Origin of the sequence: Paraburkholderia sp. NMBU_R16 (assembly GCF_013282575.1) — a bacterium.
GTDB lineage: Bacteria > Pseudomonadota > Gammaproteobacteria > Burkholderiales > Burkholderiaceae > Trinickia.
In genome coordinates, this window is record NZ_JAAAYE010000002.1 from 103,101 (window position 1) to 123,928 (window position 20,828).

At 64.0% G+C, this 20,828-nt stretch carries 22 protein-coding genes, 1 tRNA gene and 1 pseudogene; 5 read left to right on the plus strand and 19 right to left on the minus strand.

Translation table 11 applies throughout. The annotated features are described in order from the left end of the window. Positions 1–9: 9 nt before the first annotated feature. Positions 10–1,269, minus strand: a complete 1,260-nt coding sequence (ftsY, locus tag GWC77_RS01395) for a signal recognition particle-docking protein FtsY (protein WP_173255065.1) — start codon at positions 1,267–1,269, stop codon at positions 10–12. Between the two features lie 247 nt (positions 1,270–1,516). On the opposite strand from ftsY, the gene rsmD reads away from it, so the two are divergent. The 3 genes and pseudogenes from rsmD to GWC77_RS01410 all read left to right on the plus strand — a co-directional run. Continuing rightward, entirely contained in the window at positions 1,517–2,131 is a 615-nt protein-coding gene (gene rsmD / locus GWC77_RS01400; RefSeq protein ID WP_173255066.1) for a 16S rRNA (guanine(966)-N(2))-methyltransferase RsmD, read from the plus strand. Positions 2,132–2,233: 102 nt separating this feature from the next. Next, positions 2,234–2,737 carry a pantetheine-phosphate adenylyltransferase gene (gene coaD / locus GWC77_RS01405; protein WP_173255151.1) on the plus strand — a complete coding sequence of 168 codons (504 nt, stop codon included), beginning with the start codon at positions 2,234–2,236 and terminating at the stop codon, positions 2,735–2,737. Positions 2,738–2,826: 89 nt separating this feature from the next. Then, positions 2,827–3,081, plus strand: a pseudogene (locus GWC77_RS01410) (YfhL family 4Fe-4S dicluster ferredoxin); the annotation flags it as partial. Positions 3,082–3,221: 140 nt separating this feature from the next. Here the strand turns inward: GWC77_RS01410 and pth are convergent. From pth to GWC77_RS01445, 7 genes are all read right to left on the minus strand, one after another. Next, a complete protein-coding gene (gene pth, locus GWC77_RS01415; RefSeq protein WP_173255068.1) occupies positions 3,222–3,824 on the minus strand; it encodes an aminoacyl-tRNA hydrolase in 603 nt (200 codons plus the stop codon). A 142-nt stretch (positions 3,825–3,966) separates the two neighbouring features. Then, positions 3,967–4,584: a 50S ribosomal protein L25/general stress protein Ctc gene (locus GWC77_RS01420; protein ID WP_173255069.1), complete on the minus strand. Its 618-nt coding sequence runs from the start codon at positions 4,582–4,584 to the stop codon at positions 3,967–3,969. Positions 4,585–4,745: 161 nt separating this feature from the next. Beyond that, positions 4,746–5,702: a ribose-phosphate pyrophosphokinase gene (locus GWC77_RS01425; protein WP_173255152.1), complete on the minus strand. Its 957-nt coding sequence runs from the start codon at positions 5,700–5,702 to the stop codon at positions 4,746–4,748. Between the two features lie 39 nt (positions 5,703–5,741). Beyond that, positions 5,742–5,818 (minus strand) — tRNA-Gln (locus tag GWC77_RS01430). Between the two features lie 53 nt (positions 5,819–5,871). Then, the gene (ispE, locus tag GWC77_RS01435; protein WP_173255070.1) at positions 5,872–6,753 is read right to left on the minus strand and encodes a 4-(cytidine 5'-diphospho)-2-C-methyl-D-erythritol kinase; all 882 of its coding nucleotides are present in this window, start codon (positions 6,751–6,753) and stop codon (positions 5,872–5,874) included. 31 nt (positions 6,754–6,784) lie between these two features. After that, a complete protein-coding gene (gene lolB / locus GWC77_RS01440; protein ID WP_173255071.1) occupies positions 6,785–7,405 on the minus strand; it encodes a lipoprotein insertase outer membrane protein LolB in 621 nt (206 codons plus the stop codon). Further along, positions 7,405–9,249, minus strand: coding sequence for a tetratricopeptide repeat protein (locus tag GWC77_RS01445; protein WP_173255072.1), 1,845 nt, complete (start codon positions 9,247–9,249; stop codon positions 7,405–7,407). The genes lolB and GWC77_RS01445 overlap by 1 nt, the downstream gene beginning before the upstream one ends. Before the next feature lie 107 nt (positions 9,250–9,356). Here GWC77_RS01445 and mutM point away from each other — a divergent pair, with 107 nt between their 5' ends. Together mutM and mutY are read left to right on the plus strand one after the other, a co-directional pair. Further along, the gene (gene mutM, locus GWC77_RS01450; protein WP_173255073.1) at positions 9,357–10,184 is read left to right on the plus strand and encodes a bifunctional DNA-formamidopyrimidine glycosylase/DNA-(apurinic or apyrimidinic site) lyase; all 828 of its coding nucleotides are present in this window, start codon (positions 9,357–9,359) and stop codon (positions 10,182–10,184) included. Between the two features lie 71 nt (positions 10,185–10,255). Further along, positions 10,256–11,335 carry an A/G-specific adenine glycosylase gene (gene mutY / locus GWC77_RS01455; RefSeq protein ID WP_173255153.1) on the plus strand — a complete coding sequence of 360 codons (1,080 nt, stop codon included), beginning with the start codon at positions 10,256–10,258 and terminating at the stop codon, positions 11,333–11,335. A gap of 67 nt (positions 11,336–11,402) precedes the next feature. On the opposite strand, the gene GWC77_RS01460 is transcribed toward mutY, so the two are convergent. From GWC77_RS01460 to kdsD, 11 genes are all read right to left on the minus strand, one after another. Then, on the minus strand, positions 11,403–12,038 hold the full coding sequence (locus GWC77_RS01460; protein WP_173255074.1) for an LON peptidase substrate-binding domain-containing protein: 636 nt from the start codon (positions 12,036–12,038) through the stop codon (positions 11,403–11,405). A gap of 42 nt (positions 12,039–12,080) precedes the next feature. Beyond that, positions 12,081–12,980 (minus strand): RNase adapter RapZ, encoded by a 900-nt coding sequence (rapZ, locus tag GWC77_RS01465; RefSeq protein WP_173255075.1) that lies wholly within the window; start codon positions 12,978–12,980, stop codon positions 12,081–12,083. A 94-nt stretch (positions 12,981–13,074) separates the two neighbouring features. Next, positions 13,075–14,043, minus strand: a complete 969-nt coding sequence (gene hprK, locus GWC77_RS01470; RefSeq protein ID WP_173255076.1) for an HPr(Ser) kinase/phosphatase — start codon at positions 14,041–14,043, stop codon at positions 13,075–13,077. Positions 14,044–14,165: 122 nt separating this feature from the next. Beyond that, complete coding sequence (gene ptsN / locus GWC77_RS01475; RefSeq protein WP_173255077.1) at positions 14,166–14,621, minus strand: PTS IIA-like nitrogen regulatory protein PtsN; 456 nt, start codon at positions 14,619–14,621, stop codon at positions 14,166–14,168. A 292-nt stretch (positions 14,622–14,913) separates the two neighbouring features. Further along, positions 14,914–15,270, minus strand: a complete 357-nt coding sequence (raiA, locus tag GWC77_RS01480) for a ribosome-associated translation inhibitor RaiA (protein ID WP_173255078.1) — start codon at positions 15,268–15,270, stop codon at positions 14,914–14,916. Between the two features lie 171 nt (positions 15,271–15,441). Next, on the minus strand, positions 15,442–16,947 hold the full coding sequence (locus tag GWC77_RS01485) for an RNA polymerase factor sigma-54 (RefSeq protein WP_173255079.1): 1,506 nt from the start codon (positions 16,945–16,947) through the stop codon (positions 15,442–15,444). A gap of 179 nt (positions 16,948–17,126) precedes the next feature. Then, complete coding sequence (gene lptB / locus GWC77_RS01490) at positions 17,127–17,852, minus strand: LPS export ABC transporter ATP-binding protein (protein ID WP_173255154.1); 726 nt, start codon at positions 17,850–17,852, stop codon at positions 17,127–17,129. A gap of 77 nt (positions 17,853–17,929) precedes the next feature. Continuing rightward, positions 17,930–18,592 (minus strand): lipopolysaccharide transport periplasmic protein LptA, encoded by a 663-nt coding sequence (gene lptA / locus GWC77_RS01495; RefSeq protein WP_173255080.1) that lies wholly within the window; start codon positions 18,590–18,592, stop codon positions 17,930–17,932. Positions 18,593–18,621: 29 nt separating this feature from the next. Next, positions 18,622–19,221 carry an LPS export ABC transporter periplasmic protein LptC gene (gene lptC, locus GWC77_RS01500; RefSeq protein WP_173255081.1) on the minus strand — a complete coding sequence of 200 codons (600 nt, stop codon included), beginning with the start codon at positions 19,219–19,221 and terminating at the stop codon, positions 18,622–18,624. Continuing rightward, positions 19,218–19,766: an HAD family hydrolase gene (locus tag GWC77_RS01505; protein ID WP_173255082.1), complete on the minus strand. Its 549-nt coding sequence runs from the start codon at positions 19,764–19,766 to the stop codon at positions 19,218–19,220. The genes lptC and GWC77_RS01505 overlap by 4 nt, the downstream gene beginning before the upstream one ends. Then, positions 19,766–20,749, minus strand: coding sequence for an arabinose 5-phosphate isomerase KdsD (kdsD, locus tag GWC77_RS01510; RefSeq protein WP_173255083.1), 984 nt, complete (start codon positions 20,747–20,749; stop codon positions 19,766–19,768). Before kdsD ends, GWC77_RS01505 begins: the two co-directional genes overlap by 1 nt. Positions 20,750–20,828: the final 79 nt, after the last annotated feature.

The following is a 20,828-nucleotide window of genomic DNA, read 5'->3' on the forward strand; positions in this document are numbered from 1 at the left end:
CGGCAACATTCAGCCGAGCAGGGCGTCGGCGAACTCTTCGGCGCTGAAGGGCTGCAAGTCATCGACTTTCTCGCCCACGCCGATGAAGTAGACCGGCACCGGTCGTTGGCGCGCGATCGCGACCAAAATGCCGCCTTTTGCCGTTCCATCGAGTTTCGTGACGATGAGGCCGGTCAGTGAAAGCGCATCGTCGAAGGCCTTCACTTGCGCGAGCGCGTTCTGCCCCGTGTTGGCATCGATCACGAGCAACACTTCTTGCGGCGCGCCCTCCATCGCCTTGCCGATCACGCGTTTGACCTTGCGCAACTCCTCCATCAAATGAAGCTGCGTGGGCAGACGACCTGCCGTATCGGCCATGACGACATCGATCTTGCGGGCGCGCGCAGCGCTTACCGCATCGAATATCACGGCCGCCGGGTCGCCGCTTTCCTGCGATACGACGGTCACGTTGTTGCGCTCGCCCCAGATCGTGAGCTGCTCGCGGGCGGCTGCGCGGAAGGTGTCGCCGGCCGCGAGCAACACCGACTGCTCGAACCGTTGCAAATGCTTCGCCAGCTTCCCGATGCTCGTCGTTTTTCCGGCGCCGTTGACGCCGGCGATCATCATGACCATCGGCTGCGCACGTCCCAGCACCAACGACTTTTCGAGCGGACTCAGTAGCTCGACGAGCAGCGAACGCAGGGCCGACTTCACTTGCTGCGGATCGGTGAGGCGTTCGGCACGGACCTTCTCGCGTAGGGCTCCGAGCAGGTATTCCGTCGCTTCGACCCCGGCATCCGACATCAGTAGCGCGGTTTCGAGCTCCTCGTAGAGCGCATCGTCGATCTTCGTCCCGACGAAAATACCAGTCAGCCCTGCGCTCGTCTTCGACAGGCCGGCCTTCAGCCGTGAAAGCCATGATTGCTTTGCGGCAGGCTCGGGGGCGGGGGGAGGGACGATCTCGACGACCTCGTTTGCGGACTCGTCCAATGGCTCCGCCCGCTCGAGGAACGGTTGCGCCCCGGCGCCGGACATCGGTTGCAGCGGCGGCTGAGCCGGCTGCGGCTGCGGCTCCGGTTGCGAACCGCGCGCGGTTGGTGTGTCGGCTCGCGGCAGAGCTTGCGGCTCGGCTTGCGGAGCGCGCACTGGGTCGTCGGTGGGTGTACGAGCAGTTGCCGGGGCCGGCGTGGGCGCCGGCTCGGCGGCCGGTTGTTCGGCGGCGGGCGCTGGTGGCGCCTCGACGGTTTCGGGCGCTTTCGAGCCCTTGAATCGCTTGAGAAAACTGAACATGGCCTGGACGGTGGATTGGGCTTGGTGCGCCGCGACGCTTGCGGTGGCGCGTGTCGCCGGCGGGACAGATGACGCGGCCCGCGCTGCGCGATAAGAGATCGCTATTTTATCAGGCGCCGTCGAGGCGGCTTGCATCGCCCGCGCCGAACGGCGCGTCACGGTAGATGCTGTGGTAACGTGGGCGCCGTTGCGTACTGAGCGGCGCTGTCGTCGTGTGCGCTTGCCTGTTTCACTCGAGTTCCGTTCGATGCCTCGCTCCACTTCTCATTCGCGCACGCCGCAGCAAGCAGCCGCCCGCGGCAAAGGCCATACCGTCCGTATCATCGGCGGCGACTGGAAGCGCACGCCGTTGCCCGTGCTCGATCTCGAAGGTCTGCGCCCGACGCCCGACCGCGTCCGGGAAACGCTCTTCAATTGGCTGGGCCAGCGGCTCGACGGTCAACGTTGTCTGGACCTTTTCGCGGGCAGCGGTGCGCTGGGGTTCGAAGCCGCATCGCGAGGGGCCGAGCGGGTCGTCATGGTCGAGCGCAACGCGCGCGCCGCGAGGCAGCTACGCGAGAACCAGGCGCGTTTGGCCGCGCGCGCGATCGAGATTGCCGAGGCCGATGGCCTGAAGCTGGCTGCAAGCCTCGCTCCGCAATCGTTCGACGTGGTTTTTCTCGATCCGCCCTTCGGTGAGGGGATGCTTTCGCGTGCGTTGGAACTCGCCCTACCGCTCGTCGCGGACGACGGCTGGCTGTATGTCGAGTCGGGCGAGCCGCTCGACGAAGCCGATCCATTGCTCGCGGGGTGGCACATTGTCCGCCGCGGCAAAGCCGGCGCGGTCCACTATCATTTGCTGCAGCGCGAAAATGATGAATAATGCCCGTTTCGAACGCGATACCGGGCGGGCAGTAAGCCGCTCCCGGTCCGCAGCGGCCCGCGGATGGCGGGGCGCCCCGCCGGATAACGAGAGGAGATGTCCATGGTAGTCGCCGTGTACCCGGGTACGTTCGACCCGCTCACCCGAGGTCATGAGGACCTCGTGCGCCGCGCGGCGAGCATATTCGACACGCTCGTGGTCGGTGTTGCGGACAGCCGCAACAAGAAGCCGTTTTTCGCACTGCAAGAGCGGCTGGACATCGCTCAAGAGGTGCTCGGGCATTATTCCAACGTGCAAATAATGAGCTTCAGCGGGCTGCTCAAGGACTTCGTACGGGCAAACAACGCACGCGTGATCGTGCGAGGGCTGCGCGCGGTCTCCGATTTCGAATACGAGTTCCAGATGGCCGGCATGAACCGCTATTTGCTGCCTGACGTGGAAACGATGTTCATGACGCCGTCGGATCAGTATCAGTTCATTTCGGGCACGATCGTGCGCGAGATTGCACAGCTGGGCGGCGACGTGAGCAAGTTCGTGTTTCCCTCGGTCGAAAAGTGGCTGAAGGACAAAGTCGCCCAGATGGGGCCGCATTCTGGGGTGCCGTGACGCTCGCGGCCCTGCGCCGTCATCGCCGTCCATCGGGCCTGGAACGGTGAAGCTATAATGGGGAGTCTTTCAGGAAGGTTTGCGGCAGTATGGCCCTGATTATTACCGACGAATGCATCAATTGCGACGTGTGCGAGCCCGAGTGTCCGAACGACGCAATTTCGATGGGACCGGAAATCTATGTGATCGACCCGTCGAAGTGCACGGAATGCGTTGGCCATTTCGATGAGCCGCAGTGTCAGCAGGTTTGTCCCGTCGAGTGCATCCCGCGCGATCCGCAACATGTGGAAAGCGCTGACGAATTGCTGGTCAAATATCGCAACCTGCAGGCGGCGAAAGCCGCAGCAACGAACGGCGGCGGCAGCGGGAACAACAGCGCAAACAAGAACGAGAACGACGCCGATAACAAGGCCGGGTGATTCGCGGTTCGTGTCGTCCCGCCTACACACGCAGCAGCCGAGCGGACCTGCTCACACGCACCGTATCACGCTGTACGATGCAACTGCATCATCGCCCGCTCCAATTCCCCTTTCACCACGTGCGGCATGACGGCTAGCGCCCGTTCGACTGCCGTATCGATGACTTCCTGCTCGTCCTTGCGGGGGGGCTTCAACACATAGTTCGCGACATCGGGTTTTGCGCCCGCGCGCGAAGCCTCGGGAATGAGGTCGCGCGGATGTCCGATGCCGATGCGCAGGCGCCAATACTGCTGCGACGAGAGATGCGCGGAAATGTCCTTGAGGCCGTTATGGCCGCCGCTGCCACCACCGAGCTTGAGCTTGACGGCGCCGGGCGGCAGATCGAGTTCGTCGTGAGCGACGAGGATCTGGTCGGGCAGTATCTTGAAGAAATGCGCGAGCGCAACGACCGACTGACCCGAGCGGTTCATGTAGGTTTGCGGCTCGAGCAGATGGACTTCTTCGCCGAAGAGTCGCGCTTTGGCATAAAAGCCGTGAAAGCGCCGCTCGTCGCGCAGCGTCGCGCCGGCGTCACGCGCGAGTTGATCGACGAGCCAGAAGCCCGCATTGTGGCGTGTCGCGGTGTATTCGGCACCCGGGTTACCGAGCCCGACGATCAGCTTGATCATGGTTCGTCTCAGCCATCAGCCCACAGCCCACAGCTATAGCCACCGGCCGAAAGATGATAAAAAAACCCGCCGGGCATGCCGCGGCGGGTCACGTCGTCCGTCCTATTGAAACGGATCGAGAGGATATCGATCGACGAAATCCTTAGGCGGCCGGCGTCTCGCCTTCGCCTTCGGCAGCGGCTTCGCTCGACACGGCACCGGCCGGCACCGCAGCAGCGGCGATCACCGGATTGTCGGCTTCGATGTGAGCCGTCAGCGACACGCCCTTGGGCAATACGATGTCCTTCGCGTGCAGCGACTGGCCCGCTTCGATCTTCGCGAGATCGAGTTCGACGAACTCAGGCAGATCGCCAGGCAGGCACTCGATTTCCACTTCGGTCACGACGTGCGAGATCACCGCACCGCCGAGCTTCACGGCAGGGTTCGTTTCCTGGTTCATGAAGTGCACGGGCACCTTCGTATGCAGCTTCTTGTTCGCATCGACGCGCTGGAAGTCCACATGGAGCACGATCTGGCGGAACGGATGGTATTGCACATCGCGCAGCAGCACGGCTTGCGACTTGCCGGCCACTTCGAGATCGAGGATCGACGAGTGGAACGCTTCCTTCTTCAGGGCGTGCCAGAGGGCGTTGTGATCGAGTTCGATCAGTTGCGGCTCGCTGTTGGCGCCATACACGATTCCCGGCGTCTTGCCGGAATTGCGCAGGCGGCGGCTCGCACCCGTACCTTGCTTGTTGCGCTCGAAAGCGACGACTTTCATGTTCAATCTCCATAACTGCCCGCGACCAGGCAGTGAAACGGGGCATCGGCGCATTTGGCGCATCGGCCCCATGGTAACGCGGCACATCCGATAGGAAGGTGCCTCTCAAGCCAAAGGCGCTGCACGAAGCAGCGCCTCCAGTCATGTCTTGTTCGTGATGCTCAGCTTTCGGCGAACAGCGACATCACCGAATCGCCGCGGCGGATGCGCGAGAACGTCTCCGCCAGCAGCCCCGCGCACGAGAGCGAGCGGATTTTCTCGCAACCGCGAGATTCGTCGCTGAGCGGAATCGTGTCCGTCACGACGAGCTCGTCGAGCGCGGAATTCGTCAGCCGTTCGGCCGCGCCGCCGGAGAGCACCGGGTGCGTTGCGTAAGCGACGACCTGCTTCGCGCCGCGCTCCTTGAGCACCTGTGCGGCCTTGCACAGCGTACCGGCCGTATCGACCATGTCGTCCATGATCACGCAGGTCCGGCCCTCGACTTCGCCGATGATGTTCATCACTTCGGCGACGTTCGCTTTCGGACGGCGCTTGTCGATGATGGCCAGATCGCAATTGAGCTGTTTCGCGAGCGCACGCGCACGTACCACACCGCCGACGTCGGGCGATACCACGAGCAGGTTCTCGTAGTTCTGCTTGCGCAGATCGCCGAGCAGCACCGGCGTCGCGTAGATGTTATCGACGGGAATGTCGAAGAAGCCTTGAATCTGGTCGGCGTGCAGATCCATCGTGATGATCCGCTCGACACCGGCGATTTCCAGCATGTTCGCCACGACCTTCGCCGAAATCGCCACGCGCGCAGAGCGCGGGCGGCGATCCTGCCGGGCATAGCCGAAGTAGGGGATGGCGGCGGTGATGCGACCGGCCGAGGCGCGCTTGAGCGCATCGACCATGATCATCAGCTCCATCAGATTGTCGTTCGTCGGCGCGCAGGTGGACTGGAGCACGAACGTATCCTTGCCGCGCACGTTTTCCTGGATCTCGACCTGGATCTCGCCGTCCGAGAAACGGCTGACCATGGCTTTGCCGAGGGGTATGCCGAGAATTCTGACGACTTCTTGCGCAAGCGCCGGATTCGCGTTGCCAGTAAAAACCATCAGGCCGTCATGGCTGCTCATCATGCACCTGCTGCTGGAGGCGGGGACTGCGGGAATGTTTGGCAGGGGAGGAAGGACTCGAACCCTCGCATGCCGGAATCAAAATCCGGTGCCTTGACCAACTTGGCGACTCCCCTACACTGACTCTGAGCTTCGCCGGATTGCGACTGACCTCCGGCGAGGCGAAAACTCATGACGCGAAAGCGAGGAGTGGATGCGTATCCAGACTCCGTACCACGGCGCTCGTCCAACCTGCTGGCAGTTTGGCTTGTGCCGCTTCCGCTTCGGCGATGCTGGTGAAGGCGGCAAAAACGCTTGAACCCGATCCAGTCATCCGCGCGGGTGCGACGCGATCGAACCACTCCAGCACCTGCGCGACTTCCGCGTATTTTCCCACGACAACGGGCTGCATGTCATTCCGGCCGAAGCTGTCAGGCCATCTTGCATCGCAACTTTGCTGTGCGAGAAAGTCCGTAATTGTGACGGGTTCGGAATCCCGTGTCAACGACTTGTCGGAAAAAATCGCTGCCGTCGGCACGTGGACTTTAGGCGTCACGACGAGAAAGTAGCGCGATGGCAGGGCGACGGGCCGCAGGGCCTCGCCGACGCCTTCGGCGAACGCATTGCGGCCGAAGACGAAAAACGGAACGTCGGCGCCGAGCGTAAGCCCGAGCGAGCAGAGCGTTTCGCGCGACAAGCCGAGCTTCCAGAGCCGATTCAGCGCGAGCAGCGTCGTTGCGGCATCGGAGCTGCCGCCGCCCAGCCCGGCACCCATCGGCAGCCGTTTCTCGATTTCGATATCGATCCCGAGGCGGCTCCCCGTTTGCGCTTTGAGCAGTTTCGCCGCGCGGACCACGAGATCGCTTTCCTCAGGCACTCCGGCAATGGCGCTCCGGCGGCGTATCTCGCCGTCGGAGCGCAGCGTGAAATGCAGCGTATCGCCCCAATCGAGCAGCTGAAACACCGATTGGAGCGCGTGATAGCCGTCCGGCCGACGGCCGGTGATATGCAGGAACAGATTGAGCTTGGCGGGGGCCTGGCAGTCCCGCAGCGATTCGGTCGTTTCGATCATGCTTCGCGTGTAGGGTTCGCGCGGGGTGGTGTCATCGGTCCAGGACCAGCTTGATGTCCAGTGGCGGTTCGCGGCGCGTCAGATCGACGCGCTTGACGCCAGTTTCGGGTGCATCGGCGTAGCTTACGTACTGGATGGTCCAACCGTCCTGATCGATCTCCTTGAGGCGCGACTGGACCTGCGGATCGGACACCGTCTTCGCGTGCGAAGTCGGCGCCGGCGACGGTTGCAACCAATAGCGCAGGCCTTCGACGGGCAGCGAAAAGCCGAGCGCGTTGCGCATCAGCGTCCCGACATCGTCAGCCGTCATCGGTTGGCGATTCGGCAACTCGAGCGTCGCGGCGGAAGGCGACGACGTCACGATCGCGAGCGTCTGGCCGAACGGGTTCAGCAGTTGCAGCGTGACCGTGTCGCCTTGCTCCTGCCAGTCGAAGTTGCCGTATGCATTGCGGGGCCGGCCGTTGACATCGGTGTAGCTGACCGAGAAGCGGCCCCGGTAGGCGCGGTTCGTCTGTGTCGAGAGCGATGTCGCCGCGTTCGACGTGGAGGGCCCGCGCGTCGGCGCGACGGAGCAACCGGAAATCGCCGCGACCGCAAGTGCCGCCGCGACGAACGAACGAAGAGGAGAACGAAGGGGGAAACAAAAAGCCATCAGAGATCGTTGGTGTTGACCTGGAAGCGTTTGAGTGTCTTCACGAGCGTATCGTTGTCAGGCTCGAGCTTGCGGGCGTCGCGCCAGGCGGCCTTCGCTTTGGCCTGGTCTCCGCTCTTCCAGAGCACTTCGCCGAGGTGTGCGCCGATTTCGGCGTTCGGCTGCAGATCGTATGCCTTGCGCAAAAGCCGCGCCGCGTCGTTCGTGTCGCCACGGCGGTACTTGACCCAACCGAGGCTGTCCATGATGAATGCGTCGTTCGGCGCGAGCGAGGAAGCTTTCTCGATCAGCTTTTCGGCTTCGTCGAGATGTTGATTGCGGTCCGCAAGCGAATAGCCGAGTGCGTTATAAGCTTGGGGATTATCGGGCTGGTCCTTGATGAGCTGCCGCAGCTTCGACTCCATGAGCTCGAAATGCCCGTTTTTCTCCGCGGCCATGGCCAGGTCGTAGAGGATTTCGGGATCGTCGGGGAACGCGTCGTTAGCGGCCGTGAGGCGCGCTTCGGCCTCGCCGTAACGCTTCGCATCGAACAGGATTGCGGCGTCGGTGCGCGCGATGAGCGCCTGCGCGCGAGGATCGGGGCTTTGCAGATCGGCGAGCATCTTGCGCGCATCGTCGATCTTGCCTTGCTTCGCAAGCAACTGCGCGCGCGTGACACGGGCCGAAACATAGCGCGGGCTGTCCGGCGTAACCTTATCGAGCCACTTGGCGGCTTGCGCCTCGTTCTTCTGCTCGATGGCCAACTGCGCGAGGAAGATGTAAGCCTGCCCGGCGTCGGCACCCGGGGTCTTCTCCGTGAGATCGGCGTACTGCTTCAGGTATTTCTGAGCCGCGTCGTACTGCTTTTGCTGGATCTTGATGAGACCCAACGCCATGAGCGGCGTCGGATCGTGCGGATCGAGGCTATGCATCGCTTCGAACTGCTTTTGGGCATCTTCGACGCGTTCGCTCGACAGATAGAGCTGCGCCAGCGCGAGCCGCGCATCGTGCGATTTCGGGTTTTGCTTCACGACCGACTCGAACGAGGCGATCGCTTCGTTGCGCGCGTCCGGGCCCATTTGCGCAAGCGCGAGCGCCGCAGGCAGGTAATCGGGCTTCAGTTTGAGTGCCTGCACGAACGAAGTCCGTGCACCCGGCTGGTCGTCGGCCAGCAATTGCTGGCGGCCGATCGCCGTCAATGCCTCGGGCCGATCGAGGTCGTGCTTCAACAGGTTCTGCAGCACATGCAATCCGCCCACGCGGTTGGGCCCGCGCGAAAGCAGGACCTGGAGCGCGAGGATCGAGCTGCCGCGCTCGGCGGCGGGAACCTTGGCCAACTCGGCCGCGAGCATCGGTTCGGCGTCGTCGGGCTTGCCCGACAGCACGAGCAGCGACGCGTCGAGTTGCGCGGCGCGCTCGGAGTTGGGCGCGTATTGCCGCCACAGCTGCGCGGCGGCGAGCGCATCGGTCGGGCTTTGTGCGGCAATGGCGATTTCGGCGGCGCGCTGCGCCATGCGCGGATCGTGGGTGTCCCGAGCGAGCGCCAGATACGTCTGGTAAGCCGGCGCCGGTTCATTGCGCTGCAATGCGATTTCAGCCGCGAGTACCTGGAAAACGATCTGGCTCGTGAGCGGCACGTCCGGCAAGCCTTTTGTCTCCTCGGGCAGCGAGGAAGAGAAAAGGTCGGTGCTCGATGAGGCCGTGGCCGAATCGTCGGACGGCGCCGGATCTTGTGCGAACGCGGGATACGCGGCGAGCGCGAATGCGGTGACAAGGCCCGCGGCGATCCGGCCGACAGGGGCGCCGCGTCGGGCTGAGCGCACGCTGTCCGGGCGCGTCGAAGGCAGCTTCAGGGACAAAATCATGGAGATCCGTTCGAGGGTTTCAGTCGATTGTAACGCGCTCGCTACAATACACGCAGATTCGACCGCGCAAGTAGCGCCCTATCTCCAGTGATTCACAGCCAATTGACATGCCAGAGCTGCCAGAAGTCGAAGTGACCCGCCGCGGTATCGAGCCCTACGTGCGCGGGCGCCGCGTGGAGCGCGTCGACGTGCGCACGCCGGCTTTGCGCTGGCCCATTCCGGCGCAACTCGCGGCCACGCTGGCCCGGCAGCAGATCAGGGCAGTGGGGCGACGCGGCAAGTACCTGCTGTTCGAGATCGACGCCGGCTGGTTCATCGTCCATCTCGGCATGACCGGCACGCTGCGCGTCTTGCCGCACGCCGGCATTCCGGCGCCAGCCAGGCACGACCATATCGACTGGATCTTCGATGAATTCGTGCTGCGCTACCGCGATCCGCGCCGCTTCGGGGCCGTCCTTTGGCATCCGCGCACCGCTGGCAGCATCGATACTCATCCGCTGTTGGCCGGCCTCGGGGTCGAACCGTTCTCGCCCGAGTTCACGGGTGCGCTGATTCACCAGCGCACGCGCGGGCGCAAGGTGTCGATCAAGCAGGCGCTCCTGGCGGGAGACATCGTCGTAGGCGTCGGCAACATTTACGCTTCCGAGAGCCTGTTTCGAGCCGGTATCCGGCCGACGACCGCGGCCGGTCGCCTGTCGAACACGCGCTGCGAGCGGCTCGCGCAAGCCGTGTGCGCCACGCTTGCCGCGGCGATCGAGCGCGGCGGCAGCACGCTGCGCGATTTCGTCGGCAGCGACGGCGAAAGCGGCTACTTCCAGCTCGATTGCCATGTCTACGACCGGGCCGGCTTGCCGTGCCGCGTTTGCGGCACCCCTATCCGGCATCTCGTGCAGGGGCAGCGCTCGACGTATTTCTGTGCGCATTGCCAGCGCTGACTTCAACTTTTTCTCTCATGTCCGACCTTGCTCTGATCGCGCCCGATTGCACGGCGCCTGCCCCAGTCGAGATGCGTGCCGTCTTTGCCGAGCGTCTCATCGCCTGGCAGCGCCGGCACGGCCGTCATGACCTGCCGTGGCAAAACACGCGCGACCCTTATCGGATCTGGCTCTCCGAGATCATGTTGCAACAGACGCAAGTCGCAACGGTGATTCCCTACTACGCCCGGTTCCTCTCGCGCTTTCCCGATGTCGCCGCGCTGGCCGCGGCGAGCGTCGACGACGTCATGGCGCTTTGGGCGGGCCTCGGTTACTACACCCGTGCGCGCAATTTGCACCGCTGCGCACAAGTCGTCGTCGCGCAGCATGGCGGCGAATTTCCGGCATCGCCGGACGCGCTCGCCACGCTGCCCGGCATTGGCCGATCGACTGCGGCTGCGATCGCGTCGTTCGCATTCGGCGCGCGTGCGACGATCCTCGATGGCAACGTCAAGCGTGTGCTCGCCCGCATCTTCGGCATCGACGGATTTCCTGGCGACAAACGCGTGGAGATAGCCATGTGGGCGCTGGCCGACACGCTGATGCCGGGCGCGGACGCCAGCAGCGCCCAAGTAAGTGCCTACACCCAAGGTCTGATGGATCTTGGCGCGACGCTGTGCGTACGCGGCAAACCCGATTGTGCGCGCTGTCCATTTGCCGCCGAATGCGTGGCCAACTTGACGGGGCGGCAGCGCGAGCTACCCGTCGCGCGCCCGAAAAAGACGATTCCCACTCGCCGTACCTGGATGTTGATATTGCGCGACGGGCCCGCCGTGCTGCTCGAACGGCGTCCGCCCACGGGCATCTGGGGCGGACTATGGAGCTTGCCCGAAGCGGCCGATGAAGCCGCGCTCGCCGCGCGGGCGGGCGAACTCGGCGCGACGAATGCGCTGGCTCGCCTCGCGCCGCTCACGCATACGTTTACCCACTTCAGGCTCGATATCGAACCGCGCCTGGCGGTCTACGATGTGCGCGCGGCGCAAGGTGCGAGCGAGCTACGCGACGAACAGAGCGAATGGGTGCCGCTGGACGAACTCGACGCCTATGGCGTGCCTGCGCCGGTGCGCAAGCTGCTCGAGGGGCTCAAGGGCCTGACGGGCTCGTTGCTATGACGCGGGGGCCCCAGCGCCATGGCGAGCTATTCACGTAAAACACGCGCTTCGAACATCGACCGTCCGGCTAGAGCAACTGATGCTGCTGCATATAGTGGTGGACGCAATCGATGCGAGCGTTGACGTCGACGAGCTCCATGAGTCTCTGGCGCGCCCGCAACGGGATTTGCAACACTTCCGAGAGCCGATTCGAGACCCACGTGGGATCGTCGAAGCGCAGCGGCTCGCCGAACGGCTGACACTCCGGGTCGCGCTCGCGAAGCGTTTCGATGATGCGTTCGAGCACTTCCGCGCAGGCACCGAACTTCGCCAGGGCGTCGGCGCCTTCGAGCGGAATGTCCGGGGCGAGCGGCTCGGCCATGCCGACGAGCAGACCGCTCGCTTCCACCCGGTGCGAGAGCAGCCGGAAGCGCCCGGTGCCGCGGGCGCGAACGTGCAGCATGCCGAACTCGTCGACATCGCAATGCTCGATGCGCGCGAGACAACCGATTGCTTCGGGCACGGCGGGCTCGTCGCCGTGCGCCACTTCGCTTCCGCTTTTCAGCAGGCACACGCCGAAGGGGGCATCCTCGCGCAAGCACGTTCGTGCCATGTCGAGATAGCGCGCCTCGAAAATCTTAAGCGGCAAGGTCCCGTCGGGGAACAGCACCGTGTGCAGGGGAAAGAGCGGTAGATCGGCGTAGACGGCAGGATTGGAGGACATGGCGCAACGCTTCGAAAGAGCCGCTGCCTTGAGCGCGGCGGGTTAAGCCACTAGTCTCGACGATTCGCCGATTTGAACCGGCGCGTCCCGGTGCCGCACGATGACGGTCGCTTCGCGGGCAAGACGCGCGGCGAGCGTCTCCGCGATGAACACGGAGCGGTGCTGCCCGCCCGTGCATCCGATCGCGACGGTCAAGTAGCTGCGGTTGTCTTCGCGGAACCGCGGCAGCCACTTCATCACGAAGGTATGAATATCGTCGATCATCTCGTGAACGATCGGCAGTGCATCCAGGTAATCGATGACCGCTTTATCGCGTCCGGTCAGTGGACGCAGACGATCATCGTAGTACGGGTTCGGCAAAGCGCGCACATCGAATACGAAGTCGGCGTCGAGCGGCAAGCCGCGCTTGAACCCGAACGATTCGAACATCAGCATCAAGCCTTCGCGCTGATCTTCGATGAAGCGGGTCACCCACGCCCTCAACACGTTCGCGCGCAAGCTGCTGGTATCGATCTGATGCCCGAACTCCGCGAGCGGCGCCACCAGGTGCCGCTCCCGCTCGATCGCTTCTTCGAGCGAGGCGAGCAATCCGACATCGGCATCGTGCGCCGGCGTGCCCGAAAGCGGATGACGGCGCCGAGTTTCGGAAAAGCGCTGGATGAGCGACTGGGTGCTCGCATTGAGGAACAGCACGCGCACATCGTGTTCGCTGGCCAGATCGCGGATGATGCCGGGCATCTCGTCGAGCGAGGCGCTCGAACGGGCATCGATGGCGACCGCGAGCCGCTCCTGCCCATCGTCCTCGGTTGCCAGGTATTGCACGAGCGACGGCAAAAAGCGCGGCGGCAGGTTGTCGACGCAGTAATACCCCGCGTCCGCGAGCGCGTTCAGTGCGACAGATTTGCCGGAGCCGGAAATGCCGGTGATCAGGACTATACGCATGGGAGAAGAGTCGTTCGTCTCATCATATCACCAGCATCGGGCCTCGTTCGATCGGACAATGGGCGGGGGCGGCATGCGCCTGTCCGGCCATCGATCACATGAGCTTGCCGGGCAACTGGCTGTCGGGATCCTGCATTGCGAGGCGTTGGCGGTCCATGAAATCGCGCAGCGTGTCGATACCGCGCAACTGCAGGATCGTATTGCGCACCGCGGCCTCGACGAGCACGGCGAGGTTGCGCCCGGCGGCCACCTGGATCGTGACTTTGCTGATCGGCAGGCCCAGCACGTCGACCGTCTGGCTTTCGAGCGGCAGCCGTTGGAATTCGCCGTCCGGGCGGCGTACGAGCTGGACGATCAGTTTCAGCTTCATCTTCCGGCGCACCGCCGTTTCGCCGAAGATCGTCTTGATGTCGAGCAAGCCGAGGCCGCGCACTTCGAGCAGGTTTTGCAACAGCGGCGGGCAGCGGCCTTCGACGAAATCGGGGCCGAGTCGGACGAAGTCGACGGCGTCATCGGCCACGAGTCCGTGGCCGCGGCTGATGAGTTCGAGACCGAGTTCGCTTTTGCCGAGACCGGAGTCGCCGGTCAGCAATACGCCCATGCCGAGGATGTCGAGAAATACGCCATGCAGTGTCGCGCGCGGAGCAAGAATGCGCGACATGTAAAGGCGCAGATTGTCGATGACGGCGGCGGCCGACACCGGCGTCATGAAAAGCGGCGTAGACGAGCGCGTACAGCGCAGCACGAGCTCGGGCGGCGCGGCGACTCCGCCCGCAACGACGAGAAACGGCGGCTCGAGCGCGATCAGCTCCGCCATATGGCGCGAGCGGTCCTCGTCCGTTTGCCGCTGATAGTAGTTGACCTCGGCATCGCCCAGCACCTGGATCCGGTTCGGATGGATGAGATTCAGGTGGCCGACGAGATCCGCGCTCGAGGTTGCATTGGCGACGGTCTCCGCCGAAAAGCCGCGTTCCCAGCCTTCATGCCCCGTCAGCCAGCTCAATTTGAGCGAGGCTGCGTTGTCGTCGAAGATGCTCTGGGCGTTGATGCTGGAAGTATCCATGAATCCCTGACTCCGTCCAAATAGACTGCTACAGCCCGCCGGCCGTCGACGCGCGCCGCCGATCGACGGGCTGCGCGTCCGTGCCGTGTGCGAATGCCCTCCCGGGCGAGTTCACGATAGTTTCAAGGGTGCCACTGGGTGAGCAGCCGATGCAACTCCTCGCGGCTTGCTTCCGTATGCAGTCGTTCGCGCGTTTCGCGATCGGAGAGCAACTGGGCGATCTCGGACAGGATTTCGAGGTGCTGCTGCGTGGCCTGCTCGGGGACGAGCAGGAAGATCAGGAGCGAAACGGGCTGGCCGTCCGGGGCTTCGAATGGAATCGGCTGCTCCAGGCGCACGAAGGCGGCGAGCGGCTGCTTGAGGCCTTTGATCCGGCCGTGCGGAATGGCGACACCTTCGCCGAGACCTGTCGAGCCGAGGCGTTCGCGCGCGAACAGGTTGTCCGTCACTGCGCTGCGTGCGATTCCGTTCTGGTTTTCGAAAATCAGCCCCGCTTGCTCGAATACGCGCTTCTTGCTCGTGACGGATAGTTCGATGACGACGTTTTCGAGGGGAAGGAATTTGGCTAAACGATTCATGTTGGCAGGCTAACGCGTCGCCTGGGCGCTCCTCGCGGCAACTGACGGGTTGTCGGTTTCGACCGGGCCGGTCGGATTCGTGGCCCGTGCCTCGAACGGCGACTTGGCCGGCTGCCCCGCAAATGACCGGCACATTATAAATCAGCCGGATAGGGTGTTGCACTGCGCAAACGTGCGGACGAACGCGCAATTCGAGCGGTTCGGGCGGTGCGGCGCACGCATGAAAAAACCGCCCGTTTCAGGGCGGCTTCGCGGGGTGAGCGGCGCGCGTCCTGCGTGTCGCCCGCTCGACTCAGGGCTGTGGCTGCTCGCCTAGCGGCGCCTCCTGGTGCTTGATGGCGTCGTGTTGATGTTCCTGGATGCGCTCTTTGTGGCGCATGACCTGCCGATCGAGCCGGTCGATCATGAGATCGATAGCGGCGTACAGATCGCCGTTGGCGCTTTCGATGAAGATGTCTTTGCCCTTTAGATGGAGATTGATTTCCACTTTTTGCCGCTTGTCCTTTTCCTTCTGATTGTCGACCGAGAGGACCACGTTGCCATCAATCACCTGATCGAAGTGTCGTAGCACCTTGTCCAGCTTGGTAACCACATATTCGCGCAGTGCTGGCGTTACTTCGAGATGGCGTCCACTGATCTTCAGATTCATAGGGCTCTCCAAACAAATGGCCTTCTCACGCACATGGGCGCGACGTAACCGGTCGGAAAGCGGCCCGCTCGAACATCACCCCGCGTGACTGACGAGCGGCGGGTCGTCTCGGCCGGCCCTCGCGCCAATGGCATCGCGGCCGGAAAATGCCTTCCGCGTAAACGCGAAAAGCTACAGAGACTTGCGCAGGTTGACTGCCGGGATCTTCAGCGCTTCGCGGTATTTGGCGACGGTTCTACGCGCTACCACGAAGCCCTGTTCGGCCAGCAGTTCGGCTATGCGGCTGTCTGAAAGAGGCGTTTTCGAGTCTTCTGCTCCTATCAGTTGCTTGATGAGCGCGCGAATGGCCGTGGATGAGGCGGCCCCCCCTGTGTCGGTCGAGACGTGCGACCCGAAAAAGTACTTGAATTCCAGCGTCCCGAATGGGGTGAGCATGTACTTGCCGGTAGTGACGCGCGAGACCGTCGATTCGTGTAAGCCCAGCGTATCAGCTATTTCCCGCAAAACCAAGGGGCGCATGGCGATTTCGCCGTGCACGAAAAAGCTCTTCTGACGCTCGACGATGGCCTGCGCGACGCGCAGGATCGTTTCGAAGCGTTGCTGGATGTTCTTGATCAACCAACGGGCTTCCTGCAGTTGCTGGCGCAACGAGCCGCTGCCCGGGTCGCCGCGATTGTTGCGCAGGATGTTCGCGTAGAGGTGGTTGATCCGCAGCCGGGGAACCACCTCCGGGTTCAGCTCGGCCTGCCATCCCTGGCCGGTCTTTCTCACGATGATATCCGGCACCACATAATCGGCTTCGGCTTTGCCGTAGGCCGCGCCTGGAAAGGGCTCGAGCGAGCGGATCAGCGCGTGCGCTTCACGCAGCGCGTCATCGGTCGTCTTAAGCTGTTTCTTCAAACGCGTGAAATCGCGCGCGGCCAGCAACTCGAGATGCTGCCCCACGATCTCCAGGGCGAGCTTGCGTGTCGGTGTATCGGGCAGCCGCAGCAACTGCAGCCGCAGGCACTCGGAGGCGGAGCGCGCACCGACGCCGGCGGGATCGAAGCTGTGCAACAGCGCGAGCGCGGCATTCAGCTCGTCGAGATCGACTTCCAGCTCTTCCGGCAGATCGGCGATTACTTCGTCGAGCGACGCGGTGAGGTAGCCATCGTCATCGAGCGACTCGATCAGGAAAGTGATCAGTGCCCGGTCGCGCAGGCCTGCCTGCGTGACACGCAGCTGCGCCATCAGGTGGTCGCGCAGGGTTGTCGTCGGCTCGTGGATCTGCAGCGGCGGCAGGTCGTCGTCGTCCGAGGGAGTCGACGAGCGGCCGTAGTCGTCCAGGTTCCACTGCGACGCATCGCCGCTGTCCGACGAGGATAGGCCGTTGTACTCGTCCGTGGGACCCGAGTCGCTCGTTCCCGCGTGCTCCGACGCGCCGTCGGAGGCGTTGCCGCTCATCGGCTCCGGCGCGCTGGGTCCGGGCGTCTGGGCGATCACGGAGCCGTCACCGGCCACGCGCAACGGACTCGCGATCCATTCCTCCTCGCTTTCGAGCAAGGGGTTTTGCGCGACCGCCATCGCCACTTCCTGCTGAAGTTCGAGCGTGGACAGCTGCAGCAGCCGAATGGACTGTTGCAGTTGAGGGGTCAGCGCAAGATGCTGCGACAGGCGAAGTTGAAGGCTGGCTTTCATGGCAAGTTGGGTTTCATTGTAGAGACTTTGCCACAAGCGCGAAACCTCGCCGCGCGCGGTTTTTCCCGATCGAGGTCGGGCCGCGCGCCCCGGGGCGCGGGAGGGGGTAAAAATTGCAGACGGACGGAAAAGGCCGGGCCGATCGGGCCGACAGGGTGCCGCGCCCCGGCCCGAGCACGTTACATGCGGAAATGCTCGCCGAGATAGACGCGCCGCACGCTCTCGTTTTCGATGATTTCGCGCGGCGCGCCGGCGGCCAGCACGCTGCCATCGCTGATGATGTAGGCGTGATCGCAGATACCGAGCGTTTCACGCACGTTGTGATCGGTGATCAGTACGCCGATGTTGCGCTGCTTGAGGAATTTGACGATTTTCTGGATTTCGAGCACCGCGATCGGGTCCACACCGGCAAATGGCTCGTCGAGCAGGATGAAGCTCGGATTCGTCGCGAGCGCGCGCGCGATCTCGACGCGCCGGCGTTCGCCGCCGGAAAGCGAGAGCGCCGGGTTTTCGCGCAGATGGCCGATCTGCAGCTCGTCGAGCAGCGCCTCGGTGCGGGCCTCGATGGCTTGTTTCCCGAGCCGCTTGCCGTTCTCGTCATGCAGCAGTTCGAGCACGGCGCGGATATTCTGTTCCACGGTCAGCTTGCGAAACACCGACGCTTCCTGCGGCAGATAGGACAGACCGAGCGCCGCGCGCTTGTGGATCGGCATGAAGCTGATCGGGTTGCCGTCGAGCATGATGTCCCCCGCGTCGAGCGGCACGAGACCGACGATCATGTAAAACGATGTGGTCTTGCCCGCGCCGTTGGGGCCGAGCAGCCCCACCACCTCGCCGCTTTTCACGTCGAGCGAGACGTCTTTCACGACGGTGCGCGAACCGTAGCGTTTCCTCAGGTTGCGCACGACGAGCGAGCTCGTTTTTGCGGGTGCGGTGGCGTGAGCGGCGGCATTCGCCCCGGCCTCGGTAGTGGAAAGCGTATTCACTGCTGCGGTGTCCCTTGAATTCCCGTGGCCGGCGCGAGCGTGGCGGGGCTGCCGTTGAGCGGCCCCGGCGCGCCGTTGCGCGGCGAGAGCATCGCGCGCACGCGTCCGGTCGGATTGCCCGGTCCCGCGACGTCCTTGCCCGCGCGCGCGGTATAGAACTCTTTCTGGCCGTCATAGGTGATGACGCTGCCATGCACCTGATCCATCACCGTCGAAAGGCCCTGCAAGCGTCTCACCGTCGCATTCGTCGTCAGTGTCGTCAAGTCCTGTTTGCCGTCGTAGTCGATGCGTTCAGCGGTGCCGTCGACGTATTCGTCGACGCCATCGCGCTTTTGGCGGAAATAAGCGAGCCCGTGGCCCGTCATCGTGCCCGTCGCATATTGGTAACCCTGAGGGTCCTGCTTCACTTCGACGCGGTCGGCCTTGATGACGATCGTGCCCTTCGTGGCAACCACGTGACCCGTGAAGATGTTGACCTGCTTGAGGTCATCGTAGGTCATGTTGTCCGCTTCGATATTGAGCGGCTTGTCGCGATCGGCGCGCTCGGCATGCGCGAGCGGCGCGCCGCCGAGGCCGACGCCGCAGGCGGCGGCCAGCAGCACGGCCTTGAGACAGGCGCACGCGCGGCGGTACTCGGAAAAAAAGAACGATGGGTTCATGCGGTCACGCTACGTTTGGGATCAACCGGTCATTTCGGCGCGCTGCCGGACTGTTCAGACGGGGCGATGGCGCCGCGTACATTGCCGAAGAGCTGCATGAACCGGGTGACGTTGTTGTACTTCATCGCGCTGGCCGTCATGACGGACTGGCCGCGCCGCAGTTTAACCGGCTTTTCCGTCTCGATCACATCGTCGTTCACGAGCACGCGAAAGTGCGACGAATCCGCCTGCATTTCCGGGTCGCCCATGCCGGCCGCGCGCAGAATCCGCGCGTTGTCGTAAAGATCGACGACCGAGGCATCGGCGTTCACGGTGCCGCGCTCGCCCGTCGCCGTCACGACGGGCTTGCCGGGCTGGAAGGCGCGGATCGCGGGGTGCGTGAGGTCGCTTTTTTCGTCGTCCTCGTAGTGCACCATGCGGATGGCGGTGAGCCGGTACTGCGTCAAGCCCGAGTTATCGAGCTCGGATACCGAGAAGTTATCGGCGAAATAGTCGGGCGAATGGGTCTTCGGAGCCGCGGTCCCGGCCGCGGCGGGCGGCCGCGTTGCCTGCAGCAGCCAGTAAGTGCCGCCGGCCAGTGCCGCCATCGCGACGAGCGAAACCATCGACGTGAAGCGCGAAGCATTCATGCGCTGCGCACTCCGCATGCCGCTGCGAGCAGCGCGTCGTAGCGATGCTGTGCGTGCAGGATCGTCTCGCAGAGTTCGCGGACGGCACCGTAGCCGCCGCGCGCCTTCGAGACCCAGTGTGCGCGCGCGATCACCTCGGGATGCGCGTTGGCCGGAGCGGCCGCGAAGCCGCATTGGAGCATGGACGCGAGGTCGGGCCAATCGTCGCCCATATAGCCGCAAGCGTCCGCCGAAACCCTCGTTGCGCGCAGCAGTTCCGCAAGCACCGTGGCCTTTTCGTCGGCCCCTTGGTAAAGATGCGAAATGCGCAGCTCTTCAGCGCGCCGTGCCACGATTTCCGAGCGCCGTCCCGTGATGATGGCCGTTTCGACGCCGGCTTCGCGCAGCAGCTTCAGTCCATGGCCGTCCATCGAATTGAAGGACTTCATGAAGTCGCCTTCGGCCGTGAAGTGCAATGCGCCGTCGGTCAGTACGCCGTCCACGTCGAACACCATCAGCTTCACGCGGCTCGCGCGTTCGGTAGCGCTCAGCGGTGTTGCGGTCATCAGATCACCTTCTTCGAAAAGAGGTCGTGCATGTTGAGCGCGCCGATCAGCTTGCCGGCGTCGTCGATCACGAGCATCTGATTGATGCGGTGGCGCTCCATCAGTTCCACGGCTTCCACGGCCAGGCGGTCCGCACCGATCGCGCGCGGCGAGCGGGTCATGACATCGGCGATCGGCAGCTCGCGGAAGTCGCCCGTGCGCTCGAGCACACGACGCAAATCGCCGTCGGTGAAGATGCCCGCGACGCGGTCGTCCTCGTCGACGATCGCCGTCATACCCATGCGCTTGGCCGTGAGCTGGAACAGGGCGTCGCGCACGGTCGCGGCCGTCGCAACCTTCGGCACCTGATCGCCGGTACGCATGACATCGCGCACGTAGGTGAGCAGCCGCCGGCCCAGGGCACCGCCCGGGTGCGAGCGCGCGAAATCGTCGGCGCCGAAGCCGCGGGCATCGAGGACGGCCACCGCGAGCGCGTCGCCGAGCGCGAGCGCGGCCGTCGTGCTCGCCGTCGGCGCGAGATTGAGCGGACAGGCTTCCTTTTCGACGCCCGCGTTCAGGTGGACATCCGCGAGGCGGGCGAGGCTCGATTCGGGACGGCCCGTCATGGCGATGAGCTTGGCGCCGATGCGCTTCACGAGCGGCAAAATGGCAACGAGCTCCTCCGATTCCCCCGAGTTCGACAGCGCGATGAAGACGTCGTCGGCCGCGATCATGCCGAGGTCTCCGTGGCTCGCTTCGGCCGGATGCACGAAAAACGCCGGCGTGCCCGTACTCGCGAGCGTGGCCGCGAGTTTGCGCGCCACATGCCCCGATTTGCCGATACCCGAGACCACGACACGGCCGCGGCAGCTCAGAAGCAGATCGATCGCGGTGACGAAGCTCTCGTCGATGCGATCGCGCAAGGCGCGTACGGCGTCAGCCTCGATCTCGAGCACCTCCCGGGCGAGCGCCAATGCCCGGTTGCCATTGATTTTCGCTATCATTCGCGGAGTATAACAAAGGCGTTCGCCGCGCCCGGCCAGCCTGCGCGAACCTCGGCAAGCGGGCGGGAAGTCCTGAGGC